The organism is Kitasatospora sp. A2-31 (genome assembly GCF_022288725.1).
Taxonomy (GTDB): Bacteria; Actinomycetota; Actinomycetes; order Streptomycetales; family Streptomycetaceae; genus Kitasatospora.
Genome location: NZ_JAKNTA010000013.1, coordinates 227,719 through 251,496, shown reverse-complemented (window position 1 = coordinate 251,496; position 23,778 = coordinate 227,719). Strand labels below are relative to the sequence as shown.

The following is a 23,778-nucleotide window of genomic DNA, read 5'->3' as shown; positions in this document are numbered from 1 at the left end:
CCCGGCCATGCCGTCGTCGTGGCCGCGCCGCCGTCCCCGCGGGCTCACCGGCCCGCGGGGACGGCGGGCCGGGACTAGCGCGCGAACTCCATCTCCGGGAAGCGCGGCGAGGGCCCGTCCAGGAGGTGGTCGTCGCGGCCGCGCAGCCAGCGGTCGAAGAACGACGCGACGTACGCGCGGGTCGCCGCCACGGCGCGCTCCGGCCGGACGTCCCCGACGTCGGAGCGCAGCGCCTCCCCCGACACGGCGCCCTGCCGGGCGACCTGCGGCAGCAGCGACTGCGCGTCGGTGTACGAGCCGTGCCGGGAGCCGGTGAGCGTGACGTCCGCCTTCCACCCGTTGCTGTGCTGCCAGAGCGCATCCCAGCCGGGCTGGTGGTGGTAGTCACCGGAGTCCTCGCTCCCGGTGCCCATCAGCAGGAACGGTCGGTCCAGGCCGTCCTCGGCGACGCTGGCCGGATGGACGCCGGTGCCGTCCGGTCCCGGGAAGTGCAGTTGGCCGTCCATGTCGATCCCGGCCGCGATCCGCGGGTCGTCGTGCATGGTCTGCACGGCGGTGAACCCGCCGGCCGAATGGCCGACCATGCCGATCCGGCCCAGGTCGAGCGAGGCCCCGAGGCCGGCCGGCAGCCGCCCGTCGGTGCGCAGCGCGGCCAGCTCGTCCAGGACGAAGCGGGTGTCGTCGACCCGGGTCCGCATGACCTTGCGCAGCAGGGCGCCGACGTCCAGGCCCGGGCCGGCCATGCCGGGGAGGACGGAGTCGGCGCGGGTGCCGTCCGGGAAGACCACCTCGGACGCGTCGTAGGTGTGGTCCACGGTGACCACCACGTAGCCGCGGGAGGCGAGGTCCTCGACCAGGCCGGTGCCCCAGGTGCGCGGGTCGCCGAGGCCGGCCGAGTAGAGCACCACCGGGCGGGGGCCGCGGCCGGGCAGCGCGGGCGCGTCCTGGCGGGCGTGGGTGCGGATCCCCTGCCAGGCCGTCCGGCCGGGCTCGGTGCGGTAGTTGAAGACGGCGGCGCCGTCCGCGCTGCCGAAGTGCTCGGCCGCGCGCGGGTCCATGTAGGGGGCGCGGTCGTCGCCGCTGGCGGGGCGCGCGGTCGGGTACCAGAGGCTGATCATCAGCTCGCGGGCCCGGTCCGGCTTCCACGGGTCCTGCCGCCCGGTGTCGGTGAGGTGCAGCGTGGTGGTGCCGACCGGGTGGGGCCCGGTGGGCTCGGGCAGCCAGGCGCGGGCCTGCCGCTGCGTCCAGGCCGGGGCCGGGGCCGTCGCCGTCGCCGGTACGGCGGCCGTGCCCAGCAGCGCCGTCGCCGCCAGCACCGCGGCGATCCCGGTCCGCGCCGCCCGGCTGCGGCGCCGGGCCGCGGACCGACCGGGTGCCCGGGTACGTGCCGCCGCGCCTTCCCCCGGCTGTCCTTGCTCCTGTGCCCGGTCGTCGCCCCGGTACTGCTCCTGCCCCCGCTCGTGCATGGTCGCCCGCTCCCCGTTCGTCCCCGCCCGCCGCCGACCGGCCGGCCCGTACCGCGACAGTACGGGCCGGGGTGGTGCGTGGACGTCATACCTCGGGACCGACTCTCCCGGATCCACCCTGAGGTGACACCCGTTCGCGGGAGCGTCGCGTTCCGGGCTCGCCCCTGGGGGCGGGGCCGGCGGCGCGTCGACGGCCGGTCAGCGGTGGCGCTTCAGCTCGCGCCGGGCGAGCGAGCGCTTGTGCACCTCGTCGGGACCGTCGGCCAGGCGCAGCGTGCGGTTGCCGGCCCAGAGCTGGGCGAGCGGGGTGTCCTGACCGACGCCGGCCGCGCCGTGGGCCTGGACGGCCTTGTCGAGGATCCACTCGACGGTACTCGGGGTGGCGATCTTGATGGCCTGGATCTCGGTGTGCGCGCCGCGGTTGCCGACGGTGTCCATCAGCCAGGCGGTCTTGAGCACCAGCAGCCTCAGCTGCTCGATCCGGACGCGGGACTCGGCGATCCAGTCCTGCACCACGCCCTGCTCCGCGAGCGGCCGGCCGAAGGCGACCCGGTCCAGGGTCCGCCGGCACATCAGCTCGACGGCCCGCTCGGCCATGCCGATGGCCCGCATGCAGTGGTGGATCCGGCCCGGGCCGAGCCGGGCCTGGGCGATCGCGAAACCGGCGCCCTCCTCCCCGATCAGGTTCGCCGCCGGGACGCGGACGCCGTCGAAGTGGATCTCGGCGTGGCCGCCGTGGTCGGAGTCGTCGTAACCGAAGACCTTCATCCCGCGCCGGACGGTGACCCCGGGGGTGTCGCGCGGGACGAGCACCATGCTCTGCTGCCGGTGCGGGTCGGCGCCGGGGTCGGTCTTGCCCATCACGATGAGGATCCGGCACTGCGGGTTCATCGCGCCGGTGATGTACCACTTGCGGCCGGTGATCACGTAGTCGTCGCCGTCGCGCTCGATCCGGGTCTCGATGTTGGTGGCGTCGGAGGAGGCGACCTCCGGCTCGGTCATCGCGAAGGCGGAGCGGATCTCGGCGTCGAGGAGCGGCGCGAGCCACTGCCGCTTCTGCTCGGCGGAGCCGAACTGGGCGAGCAGTTCCATGTTGCCGGTGTCGGGCGCGGCGCAGTTGAGGGCGGGCGGCGCGAGCTGCGGGCTGCGGCCGGTGATCTCGGCGAGCGGGGCGTACTGAAGGTTGGTCAGCCCGGCGCCCGGCCCACCGGGCGGACCGTGCCGATCGGTCAGGAAGAGGTTCCACAGGCCCTGCTTGCGGGCCTCGGCCTGCAGTTCGGCGACGATCGGCGGCACGGCCCAGGCGGTGCGGGCCGGGTCGGCGAGCTGTGCCTCCAGAACGGGTTCGGCCGGGTACACGTGCGCGTCCATGAAGGCCAGCAGCCGTTCGCGCAGTTCGAGCGTGCGGGCGTCGTGGGCGAAGTCCATCGGGTCAGCGCTCCTTGAGGGTGGTCAGGCCGTGCTCGGCGAGGACGGGCGCGATCTCGCCGGCCCGTTCGAAGCCCGCGCCGAGGGTGCCGCCCTGCTGGAACCGGTAGTGGATGCCCTCGGCGACGACGGCGAGCTTGAAGGAGGCGAAGGCGACGTACCAGTCGAGGTCGGCGGCGTCGCGGCCGGTGAGCCCGGCGTACCGGGCGACCAGCTCGCCGGCCGAGGGGAAGCCCGGGGCGGTGGCGGCGGAAGGGATGATGCCGCCGCCGACCCCGGCCAGCTCGGTGTACATCACCAGCAGGCCGACGTCGGTGAGCGGGTCCCCGAGGGTGGACATCTCCCAGTCGAGGACGGCGGCGACGGCGTCGTGCTCGTCGACGAGCACGTTGTCCAGCCGGTAGTCGCCGTGGACCAGGGCGGGTGCGGGGGACTCCGGCAGCCGGGCGGCGAGCAGGCCGTGCAGCCGGTCGACGCCGGGCAGCTCGCGGCTGCGGGAGGCGGCCAGCTGGGTGGACCAGCGGCGCAGCTGGCGCTCCAGGTAGCCGTCCGGGCGGCCGAAGTCGGCGAGCCCGACGGCCGCCGGGTCGATCCGGTGCAGGGCGGCGAGGGTGTCGACCAGCCGCTCGCCGATCGCGTGGACGCGCGCGGCGCCGAGGCCGGCGAGGGTGGCGGCGTCCCGGTGGGCGGTTCCGGGGACGAACTCCATCAGGTACCAGGGCGCGCCGAGCGTGTCCGTGCCCGGGTCGAGCAGGAGGGTGCCGGGGACCGGCACGCCGGTGCCGCCGAGCGCGGTCATCACCCGGTGCTCGCGGCCCATGTCGTGGGCGGTGGCGAGCACGTGACCGAGCGGCGGACGGCGCAGCACCCAGCGGTCGGTGCCGTCGGTGAGCACGTACGTGAGGTTGGAGCGCCCGCCCTCGATCAGCTCGGCGCCCAGCGGGCCCTGCACCGTGCCGGGCAGCTCGCGGTCCAGGTGGGCGCGGACGCGGGCGAGGTCGAGGCCGGGCGGGTCGACGGGGTTCTCTGGCACGGATCGCTCTCCTCACCTCGGACTGACTAAGCGCTTGCTTAGCATTCAGCGGTGGGCCGTACCGTGTCAATGCCGCCGGACCGCCAGAATGTCCTCCATGAGGTTGATCCACACGCTGGCCGGTGCGCTGCTCCTGGTCCTGACCGTCGCCAGCATCCTGCGGACCCTGGTGGTCCCGCGCGGGCTCTACTCCGCCCTGGTGCACCGGCTCTGGCGCGCCCTGCGGGCACTGCTGCGGCTGCTCGCGCAGCCGTTCGGCGGCTACCACACGCAGGACCGGGTACAGACCTGGCTCGCCCCGCTGGTCCTGCTCGGCATGCTGGGGGTCTGGCTGGGGACCATGCTGATCGCCTACACGCTGCTGCTGCACGGCACCTCGCAGCTGGACTGGGCGGTCTCCTTCCGTGAGGCGGGATCCAGCCTCTTCACGCTCGGCTTCGCCAGCGGCGACCGCCTGCACCTCTCCGTGATCGACTTCATGGCCGCCGCCAGCGGCCCGCTGGTGATCGCCCTGCAGATCTCCTACCTGCCCACCCTCTACGGCGCCTACAACCGCCGGGAGGTCGAGGTGACGCTCCTCCAGTCGCGGGCGGGCGAGCCCGCCTGGGGCCCGGAGCTGCTGGCCCGCCAGTCGCTGGTCGACACCGAGACGGCGCTGCCCCAGCTCTACCGCGACTGGGAGCGGCTGGCCGCGGACATCGGCGAGAGCCACTCCAACTACCCCGTGCTGCTCTCCTTCCGCTCCCCGCAGCCGAACCGCAGCTGGGTGGTCGGCCTGACCGCGGTGATGGACGCCGCCGCCATCCACCTGGCCGTCAACCCGCGCTCCGCACCGCCCGAGGCCCGCCTGGTCCTGCGCGCCGGGTTCACCGCGCTGCGCGACATCGCCCGTTCGCTGCGCGTGGACTTCGACCCGGACCCCTCCCCCGACACCCCGATCCGGCTCACCTACACCGAGTTCGACGCCGCCGTCGCCATGATCACCGCAGCCGGCTTCCCCCGCGAGCGCGCCACCGCCGACGCCTGGCCGCACTTCCACGGCTGGCGCGTCAACTACGAGGCGCTGGCCTACGAGCTGGCCCGCCGCAGCGACGCCGTCCCCGCCCTGTGGACCGGGCCCCGCGACTTCCACGCCCCTCCCATCCCCCCGGCCCGCCCCGCCGACCGCCGCCCCACCCCGCCGGGCCCGGCCTGATCCGGCGTCGGCCGCTCCGCTCCCGGCCCGCGGCAGCGCCGGGGTCCGGCCGCCGGCGGGGGGCTCAGACGTCGACCGTGGTGCCCGTGGTGAGGGAGTGCTCGGCAGCGGCCAGGATCTCGACCACGCGGAGGCCGAAGGCGGCGTCGCAGGGGTGCGGGACGCCGGTGCGGGCGGAGTCGGCCAGGGCGTCGAGGGCACGGTGGAGGGCGGCGACCGGGCCCTCGCCGCGCTCGGGAAGGTGGACGACGCCGGCCTCGCCGCGCAGTTCCATGCCGGTGCCGCCTCCGGCCAGCGGCGCGGTCAGGCTGAGCGCGAGGGTGCTGGACGCCCCGCCGGTGTGCCGCAGGACCAGGTGGACGGTGTCCAGCGGGCCTGCCACAGCGGTGACCTGCACCGCGTCGCCGAGCACCGGCAGCAGGACGGAGAGCGCGTGCGGGCCGACGTCCCAGAGCGCGCCCTTCTCGCGGCGCCAGGGCGACGCCGCGTACGGGCTGGTGCTGTCGGGGGCGAAGACCGAGCCGAGCCAGTCGGAGCGGCCGGTGAACCAGCCGCCAACCGCGGCCTGCTTCTCGATCCACGGGATCTGCTCGCCGCCGAAGCGGACGGTGAAGAAGACCACCGAGGCGAGGCCGCCGGCACCGATCGCCCCGACCACGCGTCGGGCGTCCGGGACGGTCAGCGCGACCGGCTTGTCCAGCAGCAGGTGGCAGCCGGCCTCGGCGGCCCGCACCGCGAGATCCGCCTGGACGGTCGGCGGGAGGGCGATGGAGACGGCGTCCACCTCGGCGAGCAGCCGGTCGAGGTCGGCGTACCCGGGCACGCCGTGCGCCGCACCGAGCGCGGCGGCCGCCTCGGGCCGGCGGCCCCAGACACCCGCGAACTCGTAGGCGGGGTGCTCCGCCAGGACGGGTGCGTGCACCCGCTCCGCCCAGGGGCCGGTGCCCAGCAGTCCGATCCGCATGCTGTCCTCCGCTCTCTCGTCGGTGGGCCGGTCCGCCGGTCCCGTTCATGGCGCTCCGGCCGGTTCCGCGGCGTCCGGTGCGCGGGCCGCTCCGCTGCGCGGTGCGGCTCCGCGGTGCGGCTCAGCTCCGCACGCGGGCCAGGGTGAAGCCGTCGTAGCCCTTGGCGCCCACCGTCTGCACCGAGGTCGCGGAGACCCGCGGCTCGGCGGCGATCAGGTCGTGCAGGCGCCGGGTGGCGGTGACCGCCGGGTCGGTGCTCGCGGCGTCGGCGACGGCGCCGCCGCGGACGACGTTGTCCACGACGATCAGCGAGCCGGGGCGGGTCAGCTCCAGCGCCCGGGCGAAGTACTCCGGGTTGCTCTGCTTGTCCGCGTCGATGAAGACCAGGTCGAACGGCTCGACGCCGCCCGCCACCAGCTCGGCCAAGGTGTCCGCGGCCGGGCCGGTCCGGACCTCGGCGACGCCGTCCAGCCCGGCCCGGGCGAGGTTGCCCCGGGCGACCTCGGCGTGGCGGGGGTCGATCTCCAGCGTGATCAGCCGGCCGTCGGCGGGCAGCGCCCGGGCCAGCCAGATCGCGCTGTAGCCGCCGAGCGTGCCGACCTCCAGGATCCGGCGGGCCCCCTGGGTGAGGGCCAGCAGGTGGAGCAGCTTGCCCTGGTTGGGCGCGACGGCGATGTGCGGCAGCCCGGCCCGGTCGGCAGCGGCCGCCGCGGCCTCCAGCTCCGGATCGTGGCCGATCAGCCGATCGGTGAAGTACGCGTCCACCGCGTCCCACGTCTGCTGCGTCATCGGGCCCTCCACCTGCTGCTTCACGTGCCACCGCCGGGGTAGCCCGATGCTACCCCGGCGGTGTGGCCGCTCCGCTGGAGCGACAAGCCCGACGACGTGCGGCGCTGCGGCGCGTCCGCACCCGTCCGCTGCGGACGGTTCAGTCCACGGCGGGTGCGGCGGCCGTCGGCTCGGCGGCTGCGGTGGCGGCGGCCGCGTCCTCGGCCTCGCGCTGCTTCGCGGTCCTGGCGGCCCTGCGCTTCATGATCCAGGCCGAGAGCGCGCCGATCAGCACGGCCAGCAACAGGCCCACCCAGGAGAAGCGCGACAGCCACTGCTCGGCCACCTTGCCCACCTGGTACACCAGCAGCGTGGTGCCGCCGGCCCAGACCACGCCCCCGAGCACGTTGGCGATGAGGAACTTCCAGTACGGCATCTTCAGCGCGCCGGCGAGCGGGCCGGCGAAGATGCGCAGCAGGGCGATGAAGCGGCCGAAGAAGACCGCCCACATGCCCCACTTCTGGAACGAGCGCTCGGCGCTGGCCAGGTGGTCCGGTCCGAAGTGCTTGGGGAACTTCCGTCCGAGCTTCTCGAACAGCTGCTTGCCGCCCTTGCGGCCGATCGAGTAGCCGATCGAGTCACCGATGATCGCGCCAGCGATCGCGCAGCCCGCCACCCAGACGGGGCTCACCACGCCCTTGGCGGACAGCAGGGCCGCCGACACCAGCGCGATCTCGCCGGGCAGCGGGATGCCCAGGGACTCCAGCCCGATGATCAGCGCGACCAGGGCGTACACCGCGTTCGGCGGTACGCTCTCGATCCAGGCGTCGATGTGCAAGGCCAGTTACCTCCGTGGCAGGACGAGCCGCGGCGGCGGTACGCGTGCGGTGCGCGGCCGGCGGTCTCGACGTCGATCATGGCGGCACAGGCCGCTCCCCGAAAGTGCAGCCTAACGTGCCGAGGCGGCCTGTCCCCCCGGCCGATCACCCCCGATTACGACGTACGCCGCGTTCTGGTGGTTCCGCCGAACGCACGGCAGCGCTCGGCGTCGCCGAGCCGGCCCGCGGGAGGCGGGAGCCGCGTCGCTCGGGCACCGCGCGCCGGTCGGCCGTCAGGTGATGCTGGTGTCGCCGAGGGCCTCCAGGACGCGGCGCAGGGCGTCGCCGGACTCCTCGACCAGGTCGCGGTCGACATCGGCCAGGAGCTTCGCGTAGTTCGCCAGATGGTCGGCGAAGGCGGCCCGGGTGACCTCGTGCCCGCGTTCGGTGAGCCGGATCTTGACCGTGCGCCGGTCCTCCCCGTCCCGTACGCGCTCCACCAGGCCCTTGCCCTCCATCCGGTCGACGCGGTTGGTGATCGTCCCTGAGGAGACCATGGACGCCTTGAGGAACGTCCCGGCCGTCAGGGCGTAGGGCGGCCCGGAGCGCTGCAGGGTGACGAGCAGGTCGAACTCGCCGACGTCCAGGCCGTGCGCGGCCGCGGTGGCCTTGACCGACCGCTCGACCACCAGGGCGAGGCGCTGGACGCGCCCGAAGAGCTCGACCGGCCAGAGAGCCTCCAGGGCTTCGGGGCGCTCCTTGGCCCACTGCCCGATGATCGCGTCCACGGCGTCGCTCATCGCCGTCACTCCTCTCGATCCCGACTCTCCCAAGGGGAACTCTATCAGGATCGATTCTCTTAGTTTCGAGATACTTGACTCTAAGAGAGCCAGATGTTGTTATCTCAGCGTTGAGATTGACGGTCCTGAACGAGGGGGGCATCCGATGTCCGCGCCGACCCTGCGCGCCCACCACCAGAACGAGAGCCGACACGAAGCCCGGCGGGACCAGAACGGCACCCGCACCGCCGCGCCCCGGCCGGCCGGCACGGGGACCGCTGCGCGCCGCCCGGTACCGGTCGCGTGGTTGGCGCTGCTGGCCACCCCGGTCGCCGCGAGCGCCAACAGCCCGGTCCTGATCCTTCCCGAGATGGCCGACTCGCTCGGCGTCCGCACGACCACCGCGACCTGGCTCGTCACCGTCTACGCCTGGGCCATGGCCGTCGGCACCCCGCTGATGGCGAGCCTGCTGCGACGCCGCGGCCTGGGCGGCACGCTGCGGCTGGGCACCGCCCTGATCGTGGCCGGCACCGCGGTCGTCGCCGCGGCGCCCTGGCTGCCGCTCGCGATGGCCGGGCGGGCGGCCCAGGCAGTGGGTGGCGCCGGCCTGGTCACGGCGGCGATGAGCCTGGCGGGCTCGGTCCGCCGGATGGGCGTGATCACCGCGGGCTTCGGGACGCTGGGGGCGGTGGGTCCGCTGCTCGGCTCGGCCGTCGCCGGGGCGACCTCCTGGCGGTTGTCCCTCGCGGTGGGGGCCGTCGCCCTCCTGGCCGTGCCGGCCGTCATGCGCCGCGCCGACCGGTCCGCGCCGCCACGGACCACCCCCTTCGACGGCCGCGGCGCCGCGCTGCTGATCCTGCCGGCCACCGCCCTGGTGCTCGTCCCGCGCTACCCGCTCCCGGCGATCGCGGCCTCGCTGGTGGCGGCAGCACTGCTGGTGCTCCACGTCCGCTCCAATCCCACGGGCTTCGTCCCGCTGTCGCTGCTGCGCACCCGGACGTTCGTCCTCTCCGCCCTGCTCGCCTGCACCGTGTCGACCTCGTACTTCACGCTGCTCTTCGCCGTCCCGCAGTGGCTGCGCGACCGGACCGGCTGGTCCACCTCCACCATCGGCACCGGCCAGCTGGTCGCCCTCCTCACCGGATCGGCGCTCGCCATGGCGCTGGCCGCGGCCGCGGCCCGGATGGGCCGCCGGCGGGTCCTGGCGATCGTGCTCACGGCCGGCGCGCTGGCGCCGCTCACCGCGGCGCTGACCCCCTGGGCTCCACTGCTCCTGCCGGTCGCGGCCCTGGCCGTCCTCGCGACGAGTGCGGGCCAGGCGACGCTGGCGGTCGCCGCCGCCCAGGCCACGTCGGCCGACCAGCGGCCCACGGCGATCGGCCTGTTCAACCTCTGCTACCAGCTGGGCGGCGCGTTCGGTCCGGCGATCGCCGCCCTGATCACGCTGGGCGGCTGACCGGCCGCCCCGGTACGGCCCCCGCCCGGGCTCCCGGGACCGGGCCGCGCCGAGGCAGCCGTGGCTAGGCTGGTGAAGCCCGCGGAGGAGGAACGATGGACCCGCTACGCGATGGACGCGGCGGAGCGCCCACCGCGCCCGCACGTGGCCCTCGGCGGCCCGCCCGCCTGCGGTTCGACGGCTGGATCGCCGGGCTCGGGACGGCCTCCGGCACCCGTCTGGTGGTGGGCCACTGGCCGGCGTCGCCGCTCGGGCCGTTCACCGACGTCATGGTCGAGCGCGCGGACGGGGACCGGCTCCTGCTGGCCCCCACCGAGTCGACCGCCGGCTTCGTCGCCGGGACGTACGCCTTCGACCGGGTGCTGATCGCACCTGTCCGGGTGGATCCGGGGCCGGTGGACTGGCGGGTCGCGGCGGGCCCGCTCGACCTCCACTTCACCGTCGGACGGCGGAACGCCCTCGGACACCTGCTCCGGGCCGTCCCCGCTCCGATCGCCGCCCGTCCGGCGTGGACCGCCGTGACCGACCCGCTAGCCCGGCTCCTGCTGGGCGTGCGCACCCGCGGCACGGCCGGACGGGGGCGGCGGGAGTGGTACGGCGTCCGCGTCCTCCACCTGCTCACCACTGCCACCGCCGTCCTCGAGGACCGGGAGCTCGGCCCGCTCGCACCGGTCACACCCGTGCGGTTCGGCTTCGGCTCCACGCCCCGCACCCCCTGCCTGGTCCGCGTCACGACCACGGTGGCCGTGCGCTGACGCCGACCGGCGCCGAGCGCCTGCCGCGCCCGCCGCAGCAGGGCAGGGCACCAATCGGACCGGCCGGACCACCGGGGACGGCGTCCAGCAGGACGGTCGCCCCCGGCGGGGGGTCGACGCGGCCCGCGACCAGGGCCTCTAACGGCCGAAGGAGACCCGCTCGCCCCGCCAGTCGGTCCTGCGGAGGAACTGCTCCCAGCTCAGCGCGTCCGGATCGATGCGCCTGCTCCACTCGGTGTCGCGGTCGTGTCGGAAGTATCCGAACTCCACGGCGTACTCGGCCATGCCGAGGATCTCGTCGACCAGCAGCGGGTTCTCCCCCAGCTCGGGGAAGTAGGTCAGCAGGCCGTTCCTGGAGCAGGCGTCGCGGTACTCGGCCTTGAGCCCGGTGACGCGGGAGAACGCCTCGACCATCTCCCCCGGGGAGACGGTGTCGCCGACGACCGGGAGGGAGGCACCGACGTAGGAGGCCGGATCGGAGAACACCTCGAGGACGGCCGGCCCGGTCGCGGTGAGCGGGTCCACGAAAGGGGCACGGAAGTCTTCGGGGAGGTAGAAGGGCATCAGCACGGTGTCGCCGTCGATGCGGGGGGCGTAGTACTCCAGGGCATTGGTGTAGAAGAACGAGAGCATGACGAAGGTGTGCGCGACCGGCAGGGTCCGGATGTGGTCGGCGATGAGCGCCTTGTCGGTGAAGTGCGGGGCGTACTTGGCACCCGACGACCTCTCCCGGACGTTTTCGAGCGTGCTGAAGACGAGGTGTCCGACGCCGGCCTCGACCGCGGCATCGGCGAGCCGGCACCCGAGGGCGAACTCGGCGGTGGACGGCGGCGCGACGGGCGGCGTCATGAGGAAGGCCCCGTCGGCCGATCGGAACGCCTCGACGAACTCGCCATGACGGCCGGGCTCCGGGGGGACCGTGACGATCTGTGCGCCCATCCTCGCGAGCTTCCCGGCCTGGGCGGAGCCGGCGGCTCGGGTCAGGGCCCGCACCCGGAACCTCCCGCTCTCGAGCAGGGACGTGGCGACACTCCTGCCCTGCTTGCTGGTCGCACCCGCGACGACGATCAACGGCTTGCCTTCGTCGGCCATCCTGCACTCCCTCTCCGGGGGTCCGGTGAATGATCAGGGAGATCATATCGACACATTTCGATTCGTCAATTCGTAAACCCGACCCGGAGGGGTCAGTACGTCACATCGAGATACGATGGTGCGTGGATGCGAGGAGGAGGCCGTGGCGACGTCACACGCAACGCGCCCGGGGGGCGACCACCCCCTGGACGCGGTCGAAGCCCTGAAGGCCCTGGCGAACCCCGCGCGGTGGCAGATCATGAACTGGCTGCGGGACCCGCACGGCGAGTTCTCCCAGTGGGAGCCGATCGCCGATCGGGACGAGGTCGGGGTCTGCGTCAGCCACCTGCAGGCCAAGTCGGGGCTGGCGCAGTCGACGGTCTCGTCGTACATGGCGACCCTGGAGCGGGCGGGCCTCGTGCAGTCCACGCGCATCGGCAAGTGGATCCACTACAAGCGCGACGAGGACGTGATGGCCCGGCTCGCGGAGGTGCTCCGCGGCACACCGTGACGCGTCGGGGCGACGTCGCGGGAGGGCCGGGAGGCCGGCCGAACGGGCCGGCTCCGGCAGCACGGACTCGACGTGCGCCCGGCCCGTTCGGCATGCTCGAAGGCGTCAGGACTGCAGTGCCCTGCGACCCTCGTTGATCTCGATCTTGCGCGGCTTCGCCTGGTCGGCCACGGGGATCCGCAGCTTCAGCACACCTGCGTCGTAGGTCGCCTCGATGTTGTCCGCATCGAGCGCCTCCCCGAGGGACAGCTGACGCGTGAAGGTGCCGACCGGGCGCTCGGAGACGAGCACCTGCGCGTCTTCCGCGTAGCCGTGCTTGCGCTCGGCCGTGACCGTCAGCGCGTCGTGGTCGACCTGGAGATCGACGGAGTCGGGGGCGACACCGGGCAGGTCGAACGTGACCCATACCGCGCCGTCCTCACGCCAGGCGTCCATCGGCACGCCGGACGGAAGCCGACCCCCGTCGAAGAGCTCCTGGGTCATCCGGTCCAGCACTCGGAAGGGATCTGTTCGCAGCAGCATCGTTCTCGCCTCCTCGTTCACGGACGTTCGTCGGACTGCTGCTGTTCGGCTGTGATGCCGACACATCTGATATACCTCGCCGCATCATCCTTGACAAGACCAGACTCAAGTTTCCTGTTCTCGTTTGGTGGGCTCCGCCCGTTTGGGCTCGCACCCCCGGGTAGGCGCATGCCACAACGGCCCCCGGAGGGATCTCGCGCACGTGTGCGCAGGTGCCCGCGGGCGGCAGGAGACGCGGAGGCACTGCGATGGCGAAGGCTGTGGGCATCGACCTGGGAACGACGAACTCGGTGATCGCCGTGTACGAGGGCGGGCAGCCGCGGGTGATCACCAATGCGGAGGGCGGGCGGACGACGCCGTCGGTGGTGGCGATCTCCGACACCGGGGAGCGGCTGGTGGGCCAGCTGGCCCGCCGCCAGTCGGTGCTGAACCCGCAGGGCACGGTGTATTCGGCGAAGCGGTTCGTCGGCCGCCGGTTCGGCGAGGTGCGCACGGAGGCGGAGCAGGTCTCCTACGAGGTCGTGGCGGGTCCGGACGACGCGGTGCGGTTCTCGGTCCGGGGCAAGTCCTACGCGCCGGAGGAGATCTCGGCGGCAGTGCTGCGCAAGCTCGCGGAGGACGCGTCCAAGCAGCTCGGGGAGAAGGTCACGCAGGCGGTGATCACGGTCCCCGCGTACTTCAACGACGCGCAGCGGCAGGCGACGAAGGACGCCGGCCGGATCGCGGGGTTGGAGGTGCTGCGGATCGTCAACGAGCCGACGGCGGCGGCGCTCGCGTACGGGCTGGACCGGAAGGGCCACGAGACGGTGCTGGTCTTCGACCTGGGCGGCGGCACCTTCGACGTCAGCGTCCTGGACGTGGGCGACGGGGTGGTGGAGGTGCGCTCGACCGCGGGGGACACCCACCTGGGCGGGGACGACTTCGACCGCCGCTTGGTGGACCACCTGGCGGAGGACTTCCAGCGGCAGAACGGCATCGACCTGCGGCGTGATCCGCAAGCGCTGCAACGGCTGTACGAGGCGGCGGAGAAGGCGAAGGTGGAGCTGTCGGCCACCGCGCAGACGCAGATCAACCTGCCGTTCGTCACCGCGGACGCCTCCGGTCCCAAGCACCTGACCACGACGGTCACGCGGGCCACCTTCGAGCAGCTCACCGCGGACCTGGTGGAGCGGTGCATGGGCCCGGTACGCCAGGCGATGGCCGACGGAAAGGTGACCGCCGACGACCTGGACGAGGTCATCCTGGTCGGCGGGTCCACGCGCATCCCGGCTGTTCAGGCGCTGGTGCGCCGTCTGACCGGCGGCAAGGACCCCAACATGTCGGTCAACCCGGACGAGGTCGTCGCCCTGGGGGCGGCCGTGCAGGCGGCGGTGCTGCAGGGTGAGGTCAAGGACGTGCTGCTGCTGGACGTCACCCCGCTGTCCCTCGGCGTGGAGACGCTCGGCGGGCTGATGACCAGACTGATCGAGCGGAACACCACCATTCCCACCCGGCGCAGCGAGACGTTCACGACCGCGGAGGACGGCCAGCCGGCCGTGGACGTGGTCGTCCTGCAGGGCGAGCGGGAACGGGCCGCGGACAACAGGGTGCTCGGTCGGGTACGGCTGGAGAACATCCGCCCCGCGCCCCGGGGCGTGCCGCAGATCGAGGTGACGTTCGACATCGACGCCAACGGCATTCTGAACGTGTCCGCGAAGGACACGGACACCGGCGCCCAGCAGAGCATCACCGTCTCCGGCAGCGGCACGCTGGAGGAGTCCGAGGTCCAGAGGATGGTTCAGGAGGCCGAACGCAACCGGGTCGAGGACGCCCGCATCCGGGAGCTGGTGGAGGCTCGCAACGAGCTCGACGGCGCCGCCTACCAGGTGGAGCGGCGGCTGGGCGAGCTGGGGGATGCGGTCGCTGTGCACGACAGGGCGCGGGCCGAGGCACTGATCGCCGAGGCGCGGCAGGCCGTCAAGGAGGAGGCCCCTCTGGAGCGCGTGCGCTCGCTGGCCGGGGACCTGCAGCAGATGTCGCACGGCCTCGCGGCCGCCGCAGGCGGCGCGGGTGACGGCTCGCCCGAGGGCGGCCCGGGCGCCGGCCGGTCCCAGGGCGGCGACGACGATGTGATCGACGCCGAGTTCAGGCCCGGCTGACCGCAGGGTGGGGCGACCGGTGAAGCGAGCCGTTGACCGAGGGGTGATGTCCCGATGAGCGACGAGGCACGCGGGCCCGACCGACGGGCCGAGGATCTCGGTGCGACCGGCCCGTCCGGTGGGAGCGGGCAGCAGTCCGCTACCCGGCCGGTCGGGGCTGCGCCCACCGGTGGACCGGTGGAGGAAGAACGCCCGGCCGGTGGGCCGGTGCTGCCCGAACCCGAGCCGGACGTCGAGGAGTTGCGGGACCGTTGGCAGCGGGCGGTGGCCGAGGCGGAGAACCTCCGCAAGCGCTACGAGCGCCAGGCAGGACAGGAGCGCGGGGCCGAACGGGACCGGGTGACCGCCGCGTGGCTGCCGGTGGTGGACCACCTCGAACTGGCACTGCGGCACGCCGCGGCCGATCCGCGCACGATCGTCGCCGGGGTGGAGGCGGTGTGCCGGCAGGCGTACGCGGTCCTGGAGCAGCTCGGCTACCGGCGGATCGCCGACACCGGCGAGCCCTTCGATCCCGCCCGGCACGAGGCAGCCCAGGTCCGACCGGAGCCGGAGGCGCCCCCCGGCAGCATCATCGAGGTACTGCGCGCCGGTTATGACAGCGACCGGGGACTGCTGCGGCCGGCGGTCGTTGCGGTCGCGGCGAAATCCGGGGAGTGAACAGCCGGATGGCCGCGTCGAACCACGACTACTACGAGGTGCTCGGTGTCTCCCGGGACGCCGGCACCGAGGAGATCCAGCGCGCGTACCGCCGCCTGGCCCGCCGCTGGCACCCGGATCTGAACAAGGAGCCGGGGGCGGAGGAGCGGTTCAAGGAGCTCAGTGAGGCGTACCAGGTGCTGTCCGATCCGGACACTCGGACCCGCTACGACCGGTTCGGGCCCGCCTGGCAGCAGGCCCGCGAGGGTGCGGCCTCCGGTGCGGGCGGGCCGTTCGGGGCGGGCGGGCCGTTCGGCGGGGGCGGCGGCCGCCGGGTGTACGTGAACACCGGCGGGCCCGGCTTCGGGGAGGGCCGGGACCGTGCCGGTGGCTTCGGCGGGGCGGACTTCGAGGACCTGCTCGGCGGGCTGTTCGGCGGTGCGGGGCGGGGCGGCGGCGGCTTCGGGCGGATGCCCGGTAAGGACCAGGAGGCGGAGATCACCCTCGACCTGGAGGACGCCTACTCCGGCGGGCAGCGCCGCATCACGCTGAACACCTCGGGCGGGCCGCGCAGTTACGAGGTCAACATCCCGGCGGGCGTCACCGACGGCCAGCGCATCCGCCTGGCGGGGCAGGGCGGGGCGGGCAGCGGCGGTGGGCCGGCCGGCGACCTGTACCTGGTGGTGCGCCTGGCCCCGCACCCGCGCTACCGCGTCCAGGGCAGGGACGTCACCGTCGACCTGCCGGTATCCCCGTGGGAGGCCGCACTGGGGGCCTCCGTACAGGTGGAGACCCCCGGCGGTCCGGCACGGGTGGAGCTGCCGCCGGGTTCCTCCAGCGGGCGCAGGCTGCGGCTGCGCGGGCGTGGCCTGCCCGATCCCCGCGGGCCGGCCGGCGACCTGTACGCCGAGGTGAAGATCATGGTGCCCCCCGAGCCGACACCCGACGAACGCGAACTGCTCCAGCGCCTGGCCGAACGGTCCCGCTTCGACCCCCGAGCCCACGGCAGCAGGAGATGAGGGGTGATCGGACGTGCCGCAGAACCCCGACCGCTACCCGCTGGTGCGCATCACCGCCGCCCGCCGGATCGGCGTCCCGCTGGGCGAGTTCGCCGCCGCCACCGGGCTGCACCCCGACCTGGTCCGCCGCTACGTCGCGCTCGGGTTGCTGGAACCCGCCACCGGCCCGGCCGGGCAGCCGCGCTTCGACGCCACGCACCTGATGCGGGTGGCCCGCATCCAGCGCCTGCGCTTCGGCCTGGGCCTGAACTACGCCGCGCTCGGCGTCGTCCTCGACCTGCTGGACCGCATCGACCGACTCGAGGCCGCGCTCGCCGGGCGCGCCACCACCGGCAGAAGGTGAAGCCGCCGTGGACACCGACCGACTGACCCAGAAGTCCCAGGAAGCCCTCCAGGACGCCCAGACCAAGGCGCTGCGCTTCGGCCACGTCGAGGTCGACGGAGAGCACCTGCTGCTGGCCCTGCTCGACCAGAGCGACGGGCTGATCCCCCGGCTGCTCACCTCGGCCGGTGCCGACGCCGACCAGGTGCGTGCCGCGGTGGAGGCCGCGCTCGGCCGCCGCCCGAGCGTCTCCGGCCCGGGCGCCGCGCCGGGTCAGGTCTTCCTCACCCAGCGGCTGGCCCGGCTCCTGGACACCGCCGAGCAGGAGGCCGGACGGCTCAAGGACGAGTACGTGTCCGTGGAACACCTCCTGCTCGCGCTGCTGGAGGAGGGCACCGACAGCGCCGCCGGCCGCATCCTGCACGACCACGGCCTGAACCGGGAGCGGTTCCTGAGCGCCCTGACCGGCGTGCGCGGCAACCAGCGCGTCACCTCCGCCATGCCCGAGGTCACCTACGAGGCGCTCGAGAAGTACGGGCGCGACCTCGTCGCCGAGGCCCGCACCGGGAAGCTCGACCCGGTCATCGGCCGTGACGCGGAGATCCGCCGCGTCGTGCAGATCCTCTCCCGCAAGACCAAGAACAACCCGGTACTGATCGGCGACCCGGGGGTGGGCAAGACCGCCATCGCCGAGGGCCTGGCCCAGCGCATCGCCCACGGCGACGTGCCCGAGGGCCTGCGCGACAAGACCGTCTTCGCCCTCGACCTGGGCTCGCTGGTCGCCGGCGCCAAGTACCGCGGCGAATTCGAGGAGCGCCTCAAGGCCGTCCTCCACGAGGTCACCGCGGCCGCCGGCCGGATCCTGCTGTTCGTCGACGAGATGCACACCGTCGTCGGCGCCGGCGCCGCCGAGGGCGCCATGGACGCCGGCAACATGCTCAAGCCCATGCTCGCCCGCGGCGAACTGCACATGATCGGCGCCACCACCCTCGACGAGTACCGCAAGCACGTCGAGAAGGACGCCGCCCTGGAACGCCGCTTCCAGACCGTGATGGTCGACGAACCCAGCGCGGAGGACGCCGTCTCCATCCTTCGGGGCCTGCGCGAACGCCTGGAGGTCTTCCACGGCGTCAAGATCCAGGACAGCGCCCTGGTGGCCGCGGTCACCCTCTCCCACCGCTACATCTCCGACCGCTTCCTGCCCGACAAGGCCATCGACCTCGTCGACGAGGCGTGCGCCATGCTGCGCACCGAGATCGACTCCATGCCCGCCGAACTCGACGAACTCACCCGCCGCGTCCGCCGCCTGGAGATCGAGGAGGCCGCCCTCGCCAAAGAGGACGACCCCGCCGGCCGCCGGCGCCTGACCGAACTGCGCCGCGAACTGGCCGACGCCCGCGCCGCCGCCGACGCGCTACGCGCCCAGTGGGAATCCGAGCGCCAGGCCCTGCGAAAGGTCCAGGCCCTGCGCGAGGAGATCGAACAGGCCCGCATCCAGGCCGAGGCCGCCGAACGCTCCTACGACCTCAACCGCGCCGCCGAGCTGCGCCACGGCCGTCTGCCCGACCTGGAGCGCCGCCTGCGCGCGGAAGAGGACCAGCTGGCCGCCAAGCAGGGTGGCCGGCGGCTGCTGCGCGAGGTCGTCACCGAGGACGAGATCGCCGCCATCGTCGCCCGCTGGACCGGCATCCCCGTCAGCCGCCTCCTGGAGGGCGAGCGCCACAAGCTCCTGCGGCTGGACGAGATCCTCCACGAACGCGTCATCGGCCAGGACGAAGCCGTCCAGCTCGTCGCGGACGCCGTCATCCGCGCCCGCTCGGGCGTCAAGGACCCCCGCCGCCCCATCGGCTCCTTCCTCTTCCTCGGCCCGACCGGCGTCGGCAAGACCGAACTGGCCAGAACCCTGGCCGCAGCCCTGTTCGACACCGAGGACAACATGGTCCGGCTCGACATGAGCGAGTACCAGGAACGGCACACCGTCTCCCGCCTGGTCGGCGCCCCGCCGGGCTACGTCGGCTACGAGGAGGGCGGCCAGCTCACCGAGGCGGTGCGCCGCAAGCCCTACTCCGTCCTGCTGCTCGACGAGGTCGAGAAGGCCCACCCGGACGTCTTCAACACCCTGCTGCAACTCCTCGACGACGGCCGCCTCACCGACGCCCAGGGCCACACCGTCGACTTCCGCAACACCGTGGTGATCATGACCAGCAACATCGGGTCCCACCACCTCCTGGAGGGGGTCACCCCCGACGGCGAGATCAAGGAAGGCGCCCGCGCCGCCGTCATGGACGAACTACGCCACCACTTCCGGCCCGAGTTCCTCAACCGCATCGACGACGTCGTCCTCTTCAAACCCCTCACCATGCCCGAGATCGAACGCGTCGTCGACCTGCTCACCGAAGACCTGCGTCACCGGCTCGCCGACCGCCGCCTGGACCTGCGCCTGACCGAGGCGGCCCGCCGTCACATCGCCGACCAGGGCTTCGACCCGGTCTACGGAGCACGGCCCCTGCGCCGCTTCATCCAACGCGAAGTCGAGACCCGCATCGGCCGGGCCCTCCTCGCCGGCGACGTCGCCGACGGCTCCACCATCACCGCCGACGCCGAGGAAGGACACCTCACCATCCACATCACCCCGCCCGCCGAAGCCACACCGAGCCCTCACTGACCGGGCGACGTCGCCGGGGAGGCGTGCGACGGGGCGCCAGGGTGGGTCCTGTCCCGGACGATCCACCGAACAGCCCGGGAGCGCGTCGGCCCGGCGCCGCTCCGGCTACGACCGCCGGGGCCGCTCGGCGAACTCCAGGACGGTCACCGAAGGGCGGCGGGTGGCCAGCGGCGGGACGGTCAGCATCAGCGGCAGGAGGGCGCCGACGAGCCCGCGCCCGCCGGTCGGCCGGACATCGCGCACGGCGGCCACCGCCGGGCTCGCGGTGCGGAGCTTGTCCCGCTCTCCGGGGTCCATCGCCCACGGCATCGGAGGCGCCTGGTAGCCGTGGGTGCGCATTCTGCCGGTGAGGGTGAGTCGGCCGAACCAGCGCGGCACGGCGTCCATGACCAGCGAGCCACCCGGGAACCGCTCGGCGCAGCCGGCGATCAGGGCCCGTACCTGCATCGGCGGGAGGTACATGAGCAGGCCTTGTGCAGTGACCAGCACGCCGTGGTCGCGGTCCACCTCCTCGGCCCAGCCGAGGGTGGTGGCGTCGGCGGCGAGACAGCGTTGGCGCGGGCCGGGTGGCAGCAGTCGTTCGCGCAGTGCCACCAGCTCGGGCAGGTCCACGGTCAGCCAGCGGGCACGGCCGTTGTCGACCCGCCAGAACTGGGTCTCCAGCCCCTCGCCCAGGCAGACCACCGTGCCGCGTGGCTCCCGGGCCAGGAAGTCCGCCACCTCCCGGTCGAAACACCCCACCCGTAGCGCCTGCAGTTGTGCCTGGAGGCCGCTCGTGCCGAACCGGTCGGCGAACGGGTAGTCGATCCGCTCGACCAGTTCGACGGCCTTGGGGTCGTGGAACACGGAATCCGGCCGGCGTGCCTCGGCGGCACGCTGGTAGAGCGTCCACAGCGCCGTCTCCGGCACCGCCCCCAGCTCCGGCCGCTCCCCGCTGCTCATCACGCGCTCCCTCGGACGTCTCGGACCTGCTCCCGGCGTGGACCCGCCGATTCTGACACCTGGGGGGGCGGGAACCGGTCGCGCGCCGCGGCGGCGCGCCGGTGGCGGTTGCGGTGTCGGCCGCGGCGCGCCGGTGGCGGTAGCGGTTGCGGTGTCCGCCGCGGCCGGTTGCGGTCGCGAGGCCCCGCGCAGCCGGCCGCGGGCGGCTCAGCCGACGCTGAACGCGCCGTCCGGCGGCGGGGGCGAGTCGGTCGCCTCGGCGTCGGTCACCGCCGTCGTGCGGCCGGTGAACGCGGCCAGGTCGGCGCCGTCCGTCAGGCGGGCCGGGAAGATGTCGGCGGCCACGCGGCGGGAGAGGTCCGTCACCGGCAGCGGGGCCGTCGAGCCGACCAGCAGGATGTTGCCGTAACGGCGGCCGCGCAGCACCGGGGCCTCCGCGACCAGGCAGACCTCGGGGAAGACGGCGCGCACCGTCGCCGCCTGGGCGCGGGCGAAGGCGAGCGGCGGGCCGTCGGCGAGGTTGGCGGCGTAGCAGCCGCCGGGGCGCAGCGCGGCGGCCGCCAGGCGCAGGAACTCCACCGAGGTGAGGTGCGCGGGGGTGCGCGAGCCGTGGAAGACGTCCGTTACCACGAGGTCCAGCGTGCCGGCCGGGACGTCGGCCAGGGCCACCCGCGCGTCGCCGACGACCGCGGTGACGTCCACGCCCGGCCCCTGCCAGGGCAACTGCTCCTCGACCAGGGCGAGCAGCGGGCCGTCCACCTCGACCACCCGCTGCCGGGAGCCGGGGCGGGTGGCGGCGAGGTAGCGGGGCAGGGTCAGCGCCCCGCCGCCGAGGTGGAGGGCGTCGATCGGCTGCCCGACCGGGGCGATCGCGTCGACCAGGTGGCCGAGCCGCCGGGTGTACTCGAACTCCAGGTGGGTGGGGTCGTCGAGGTCGACGTAGGACTGCGGCGTGTCGTCCAGGGTGAGCAGCCAGCCGCCGTCGCGGTCGATGTCCGGCATCAGCCGGGCCTGCCCGAGGTCGGTCCTGCGCGCGACCGGCAGCCGCTCCGCACCGCTCACGCTGAGGTCCGGTCCGCCGCCGACGCGGCGCCGGCGGGCCCGGCGGCCGGAGCGTCCTGCACGCCGACGGGACCGTCGCCGTCCTGGGCGCCGGCGGCCGGAGCGTCCTGCGCGCCGACGGCCGGAGCCTCCGGGGCGGGCAGGTAGGTGGCGAGCCAGCGGTCGAGCTCGGTGAAGGTCTGGGTGCGGGCGGCCTCGCCGGAGAGGACGAGGTCGTGCATGCCGCCCTTGATCCGGATGACGGTGACGTGCCGGCCCAGGCGCGGTCCCAGGGCGGCGATGTCGTCGGCGCGCAGCACCCCGTCGGCGTGGTGCAGCGCCGCGTGCCACCTGGTGGTGGCGATCGAGGCGGTGGACGCCATCAGCAGGACCGGCACGTCGATGCCGAGTCCGGCCCGGACCTCGCGCTGGCCCCGGTTGATCGCCGCCAGCCAGCCCGCGAACAGCGGGAAGCCCTCGGCGGGCTTGAGGCGCAGGTCGAAGTCCCACTCGCCGCGGTGGTCGCGGTGCAGGCTGTGGGTGTAGTGGGGGTTGAGCGTGGAGGGCAGCACACGGGTCGGGGAGATCCGCGCGATCGCCGAGACCGCGGGCCCGCCGACGGTGCGCACCGCCGGGGCGGTCGGCAGGGCGAGGAACGGACTGTTGAGGAAGAGCGCGTCGACCAGCCCGCGACCGGCCCGGCGTCCGGCCCACAGGGCGCCGACCAGGCCGCCGGTGGAGTGGCCGTTGAGCAGCAGCCTGCGGTGGCCGTCCTCCTCGCGGATGATCCGGACGGCGGCGTCCAGCTCCTCGTCGTACTCGGAGAGGTCGCGGACGAAGTTCGGCGAGTGGTGCGGGCGCAGCGACCGGCCGTACTTGCGCAGGTCGAGGGCGTAGAAGGAGTAGCCGAGCTCGACGTAGTGGTCGGCGAGGTGGGTCTGGAAGAAGTAGTCGTTGTAGCCGTGCACGTAGAGCACGGCGCGGTCCGAGCCCTTCACCAGCCGGCGCACCAGAGTGGCGCTGACCGTTCCCTCCGCGTCGGCGGCGAGCGGGAGCTCGGCGGCCTCGTAGGGAGCGCCCAGGACGTCTTCTCGGAATTCCATGCCTGTCCGCACCCGGCTCTCTGCTCAGACTGCCCCGACGCGCCGGCGCCGGACCGGCCGGTCCGGGAGCGACGCTCCTGCTGGACCGACGATACCGGCCGGTAGCCCGGTGCGCGGTACCGGCTGCCCGGTCGCCCGCGGGGTCGCCCGCCCGCTCGCCCCGCTTCCCGTGCGCCTGCTGTGCGCCCGCGGTTCTGTGGAACGCTGCCCTGACCGGAGTCACTCCCCTTGTCGGTGAAACGAGTTGAGGAGTCAGCATGCCGCACGCAGACCTGTCGCGGGCCGGGCACGGCGACCCGTCGCTGTACCGAACGCCCGCCGAGGCGATCGCCGCGCCCCCGGAGCGGTTGGCGTACGTCGCGGGGTTCGACCGGTCGGCGCGGCAGCCGGACGCGCTGATCACCGTCGACACCGACCCGGGCTCGCCGACCTACGGACGGGTGCTCCACTTCACCGACATGCCGGAGCCCGGCGACGAGCTGCACCACTTCGGTTGGAACGCCTGTTCCAGCGCGCTGGCGCACTCCTGCCACCGGGACCCGGAGCGGCGCTACCTGCTGCTACCCGGGCTGCGCTCGTCCAGGCTGCACGTCCTCGACACCCGGCCGGACCCGGTCCGGCCGCGGCTGGTGAAGACCGTGCCGGCCGAGGAGCTGGCGGCCCGGGCGGGCTACTCGCGCCCGCACACGCTGCACTGCGGGCCGGACGGCGTCTTCCTGTCCTGCCTCGGCGGCGGGACGGGGGCCGACGGCCCGGGCGGGGTCGCCCTGCTCGACCACACCACCTTCGAGGTGCTGCGCGCCTGGGAGACGGAGCGCGGACCGCAGCACTTCGCCTACGACGTCTGGTGGCACCTGGGCGGCGACGTGGGGGTGACCAGCGAGTGGGGCACGCCGTGGATGGTGGAGGACGGGGTGGTGCCGGAGCTGTTGCTGGGCCGCAAGTACGGGCACGCGCTGCACTTCTGGGAGCTGGACTCGGGGCGGCACCTGCAGCGGATCGACCTCGGGGACCAGTACCAGATGGTGCTGGAGCTGCGGCCGGCGCACGACCCGCAGGCCGAGTGGGGCTTCGCCGGCGTGGTCGTGAACGTCGAGGACCTGTCCGCCTCCGTCTGGCTCTGGTACCGGGAGGGCCCGGCCTTC

General features: G+C 73.9%; 22 protein-coding genes. 10 read left to right on the top strand and 12 right to left on the bottom strand.

What is annotated here, in order from left to right:
- Positions 1-74 precede the first annotated feature (74 nt).
- The 3 genes from MCM47_RS30735 to MCM47_RS30725 form a co-directional block, all read right to left on the bottom strand.
- Entirely contained in the window at positions 75-1,466 is a 1,392-nt protein-coding gene (locus MCM47_RS30735) for an esterase (protein ID WP_238865064.1), read from the bottom strand.
- 198 nt (positions 1,467-1,664) lie between these two features.
- Positions 1,665-2,894, bottom strand: coding sequence for an acyl-CoA dehydrogenase family protein (locus MCM47_RS30730; RefSeq protein WP_238865062.1), 1,230 nt, complete (start codon positions 2,892-2,894; stop codon positions 1,665-1,667).
- 4 nt (positions 2,895-2,898) lie between these two features.
- Positions 2,899-3,927 (bottom strand): phosphotransferase family protein, encoded by a 1,029-nt coding sequence (locus MCM47_RS30725; protein ID WP_238865060.1) that lies wholly within the window; start codon positions 3,925-3,927, stop codon positions 2,899-2,901.
- Between the two features lie 97 nt (positions 3,928-4,024).
- Between MCM47_RS30725 and MCM47_RS30720 the strand changes: the two genes are divergently transcribed.
- On the top strand, positions 4,025-5,122 hold the full coding sequence (locus tag MCM47_RS30720; RefSeq protein ID WP_238865057.1) for a hypothetical protein: 1,098 nt from the start codon (positions 4,025-4,027) through the stop codon (positions 5,120-5,122).
- Positions 5,123-5,186: 64 nt separating this feature from the next.
- On the opposite strand, the gene MCM47_RS30715 is transcribed toward MCM47_RS30720, so the two are convergent.
- The 4 genes from MCM47_RS30715 to MCM47_RS30700 all read right to left on the bottom strand — a co-directional run bounded on the left by MCM47_RS30715 (position 5,187) and on the right by MCM47_RS30700 (position 8,473).
- A complete protein-coding gene (locus tag MCM47_RS30715; protein ID WP_238865054.1) occupies positions 5,187-6,086 on the bottom strand; it encodes a Gfo/Idh/MocA family protein in 900 nt (299 codons plus the stop codon).
- Positions 6,087-6,207: 121 nt separating this feature from the next.
- A complete protein-coding gene (locus tag MCM47_RS30710) occupies positions 6,208-6,876 on the bottom strand; it encodes an O-methyltransferase (RefSeq protein ID WP_238865052.1) in 669 nt (222 codons plus the stop codon).
- A gap of 139 nt (positions 6,877-7,015) precedes the next feature.
- A complete protein-coding gene (locus MCM47_RS30705; protein ID WP_238865051.1) occupies positions 7,016-7,693 on the bottom strand; it encodes a DedA family protein in 678 nt (225 codons plus the stop codon).
- Positions 7,694-7,966: 273 nt separating this feature from the next.
- Positions 7,967-8,473: a MarR family winged helix-turn-helix transcriptional regulator gene (locus tag MCM47_RS30700; RefSeq protein WP_238865049.1), complete on the bottom strand. Its 507-nt coding sequence runs from the start codon at positions 8,471-8,473 to the stop codon at positions 7,967-7,969.
- Between the two features lie 145 nt (positions 8,474-8,618).
- Here MCM47_RS30700 and MCM47_RS30695 point away from each other — a divergent pair, with 145 nt between their 5' ends.
- Both MCM47_RS30695 and MCM47_RS30690 read left to right on the top strand, forming a co-directional pair.
- A complete protein-coding gene (locus MCM47_RS30695) occupies positions 8,619-9,908 on the top strand; it encodes an MFS transporter (RefSeq protein ID WP_238865046.1) in 1,290 nt (429 codons plus the stop codon).
- Between the two features lie 95 nt (positions 9,909-10,003).
- A complete protein-coding gene (locus MCM47_RS30690; RefSeq protein WP_238865044.1) occupies positions 10,004-10,663 on the top strand; it encodes a hypothetical protein in 660 nt (219 codons plus the stop codon).
- A 138-nt stretch (positions 10,664-10,801) separates the two neighbouring features.
- On the opposite strand, the gene MCM47_RS30685 is transcribed toward MCM47_RS30690, so the two are convergent.
- Positions 10,802-11,755 carry an NmrA/HSCARG family protein gene (locus MCM47_RS30685; protein ID WP_238865042.1) on the bottom strand — a complete coding sequence of 318 codons (954 nt, stop codon included), beginning with the start codon at positions 11,753-11,755 and terminating at the stop codon, positions 10,802-10,804.
- Positions 11,756-11,993: 238 nt separating this feature from the next.
- Between MCM47_RS30685 and MCM47_RS30680 the strand changes: the two genes are divergently transcribed.
- Positions 11,994-12,245 carry an ArsR/SmtB family transcription factor gene (locus MCM47_RS30680; protein ID WP_374209237.1) on the top strand — a complete coding sequence of 84 codons (252 nt, stop codon included), beginning with the start codon at positions 11,994-11,996 and terminating at the stop codon, positions 12,243-12,245.
- Positions 12,246-12,350: 105 nt separating this feature from the next.
- Here the strand turns inward: MCM47_RS30680 and MCM47_RS30675 are convergent, their stop codons facing one another.
- On the bottom strand, positions 12,351-12,767 hold the full coding sequence (locus MCM47_RS30675; protein ID WP_238865038.1) for an Hsp20/alpha crystallin family protein: 417 nt from the start codon (positions 12,765-12,767) through the stop codon (positions 12,351-12,353).
- 248 nt (positions 12,768-13,015) lie between these two features.
- Between MCM47_RS30675 and dnaK the strand changes: the two genes are divergently transcribed.
- The 5 genes from dnaK to clpB are packed head-to-tail and all read left to right on the top strand — an operon-like array spanning position 13,016 to position 19,547.
- Positions 13,016-14,905, top strand: a complete 1,890-nt coding sequence (gene dnaK, locus MCM47_RS30670; protein ID WP_238865036.1) for a molecular chaperone DnaK — start codon at positions 13,016-13,018, stop codon at positions 14,903-14,905.
- A 54-nt stretch (positions 14,906-14,959) separates the two neighbouring features.
- Positions 14,960-15,562 (top strand): nucleotide exchange factor GrpE, encoded by a 603-nt coding sequence (locus MCM47_RS30665; RefSeq protein WP_238865033.1) that lies wholly within the window; start codon positions 14,960-14,962, stop codon positions 15,560-15,562.
- 8 nt (positions 15,563-15,570) lie between these two features.
- The gene (locus MCM47_RS30660; protein ID WP_238865031.1) at positions 15,571-16,560 is read left to right on the top strand and encodes a DnaJ C-terminal domain-containing protein; all 990 of its coding nucleotides are present in this window, start codon (positions 15,571-15,573) and stop codon (positions 16,558-16,560) included.
- A gap of 13 nt (positions 16,561-16,573) precedes the next feature.
- Positions 16,574-16,903 carry a chaperone modulator CbpM gene (locus tag MCM47_RS30655; RefSeq protein WP_238865029.1) on the top strand — a complete coding sequence of 110 codons (330 nt, stop codon included), beginning with the start codon at positions 16,574-16,576 and terminating at the stop codon, positions 16,901-16,903.
- Positions 16,904-16,910: 7 nt separating this feature from the next.
- Entirely contained in the window at positions 16,911-19,547 is a 2,637-nt protein-coding gene (clpB, locus tag MCM47_RS30650) for an ATP-dependent chaperone ClpB (protein WP_238865028.1), read from the top strand.
- Positions 19,548-19,652: 105 nt separating this feature from the next.
- On the opposite strand, the gene MCM47_RS30645 is transcribed toward clpB, so the two are convergent.
- The 3 genes from MCM47_RS30645 to MCM47_RS30635 form a co-directional block, all read right to left on the bottom strand.
- Positions 19,653-20,489, bottom strand: coding sequence for a class I SAM-dependent methyltransferase (locus MCM47_RS30645; RefSeq protein WP_238865026.1), 837 nt, complete (start codon positions 20,487-20,489; stop codon positions 19,653-19,655).
- Between the two features lie 207 nt (positions 20,490-20,696).
- Positions 20,697-21,491, bottom strand: a complete 795-nt coding sequence (locus MCM47_RS30640; protein WP_238865107.1) for a spermidine synthase — start codon at positions 21,489-21,491, stop codon at positions 20,697-20,699.
- A 56-nt stretch (positions 21,492-21,547) separates the two neighbouring features.
- Positions 21,548-22,633, bottom strand: a complete 1,086-nt coding sequence (locus MCM47_RS30635) for an alpha/beta hydrolase (protein WP_238865024.1) — start codon at positions 22,631-22,633, stop codon at positions 21,548-21,550.
- Positions 22,634-22,890: 257 nt separating this feature from the next.
- Here MCM47_RS30635 and MCM47_RS30630 point away from each other — a divergent pair.
- The coding region (locus tag MCM47_RS30630; protein ID WP_238865021.1) for a selenium-binding family protein at positions 22,891-23,778 on the top strand (888 nt) is incomplete at its 3' end.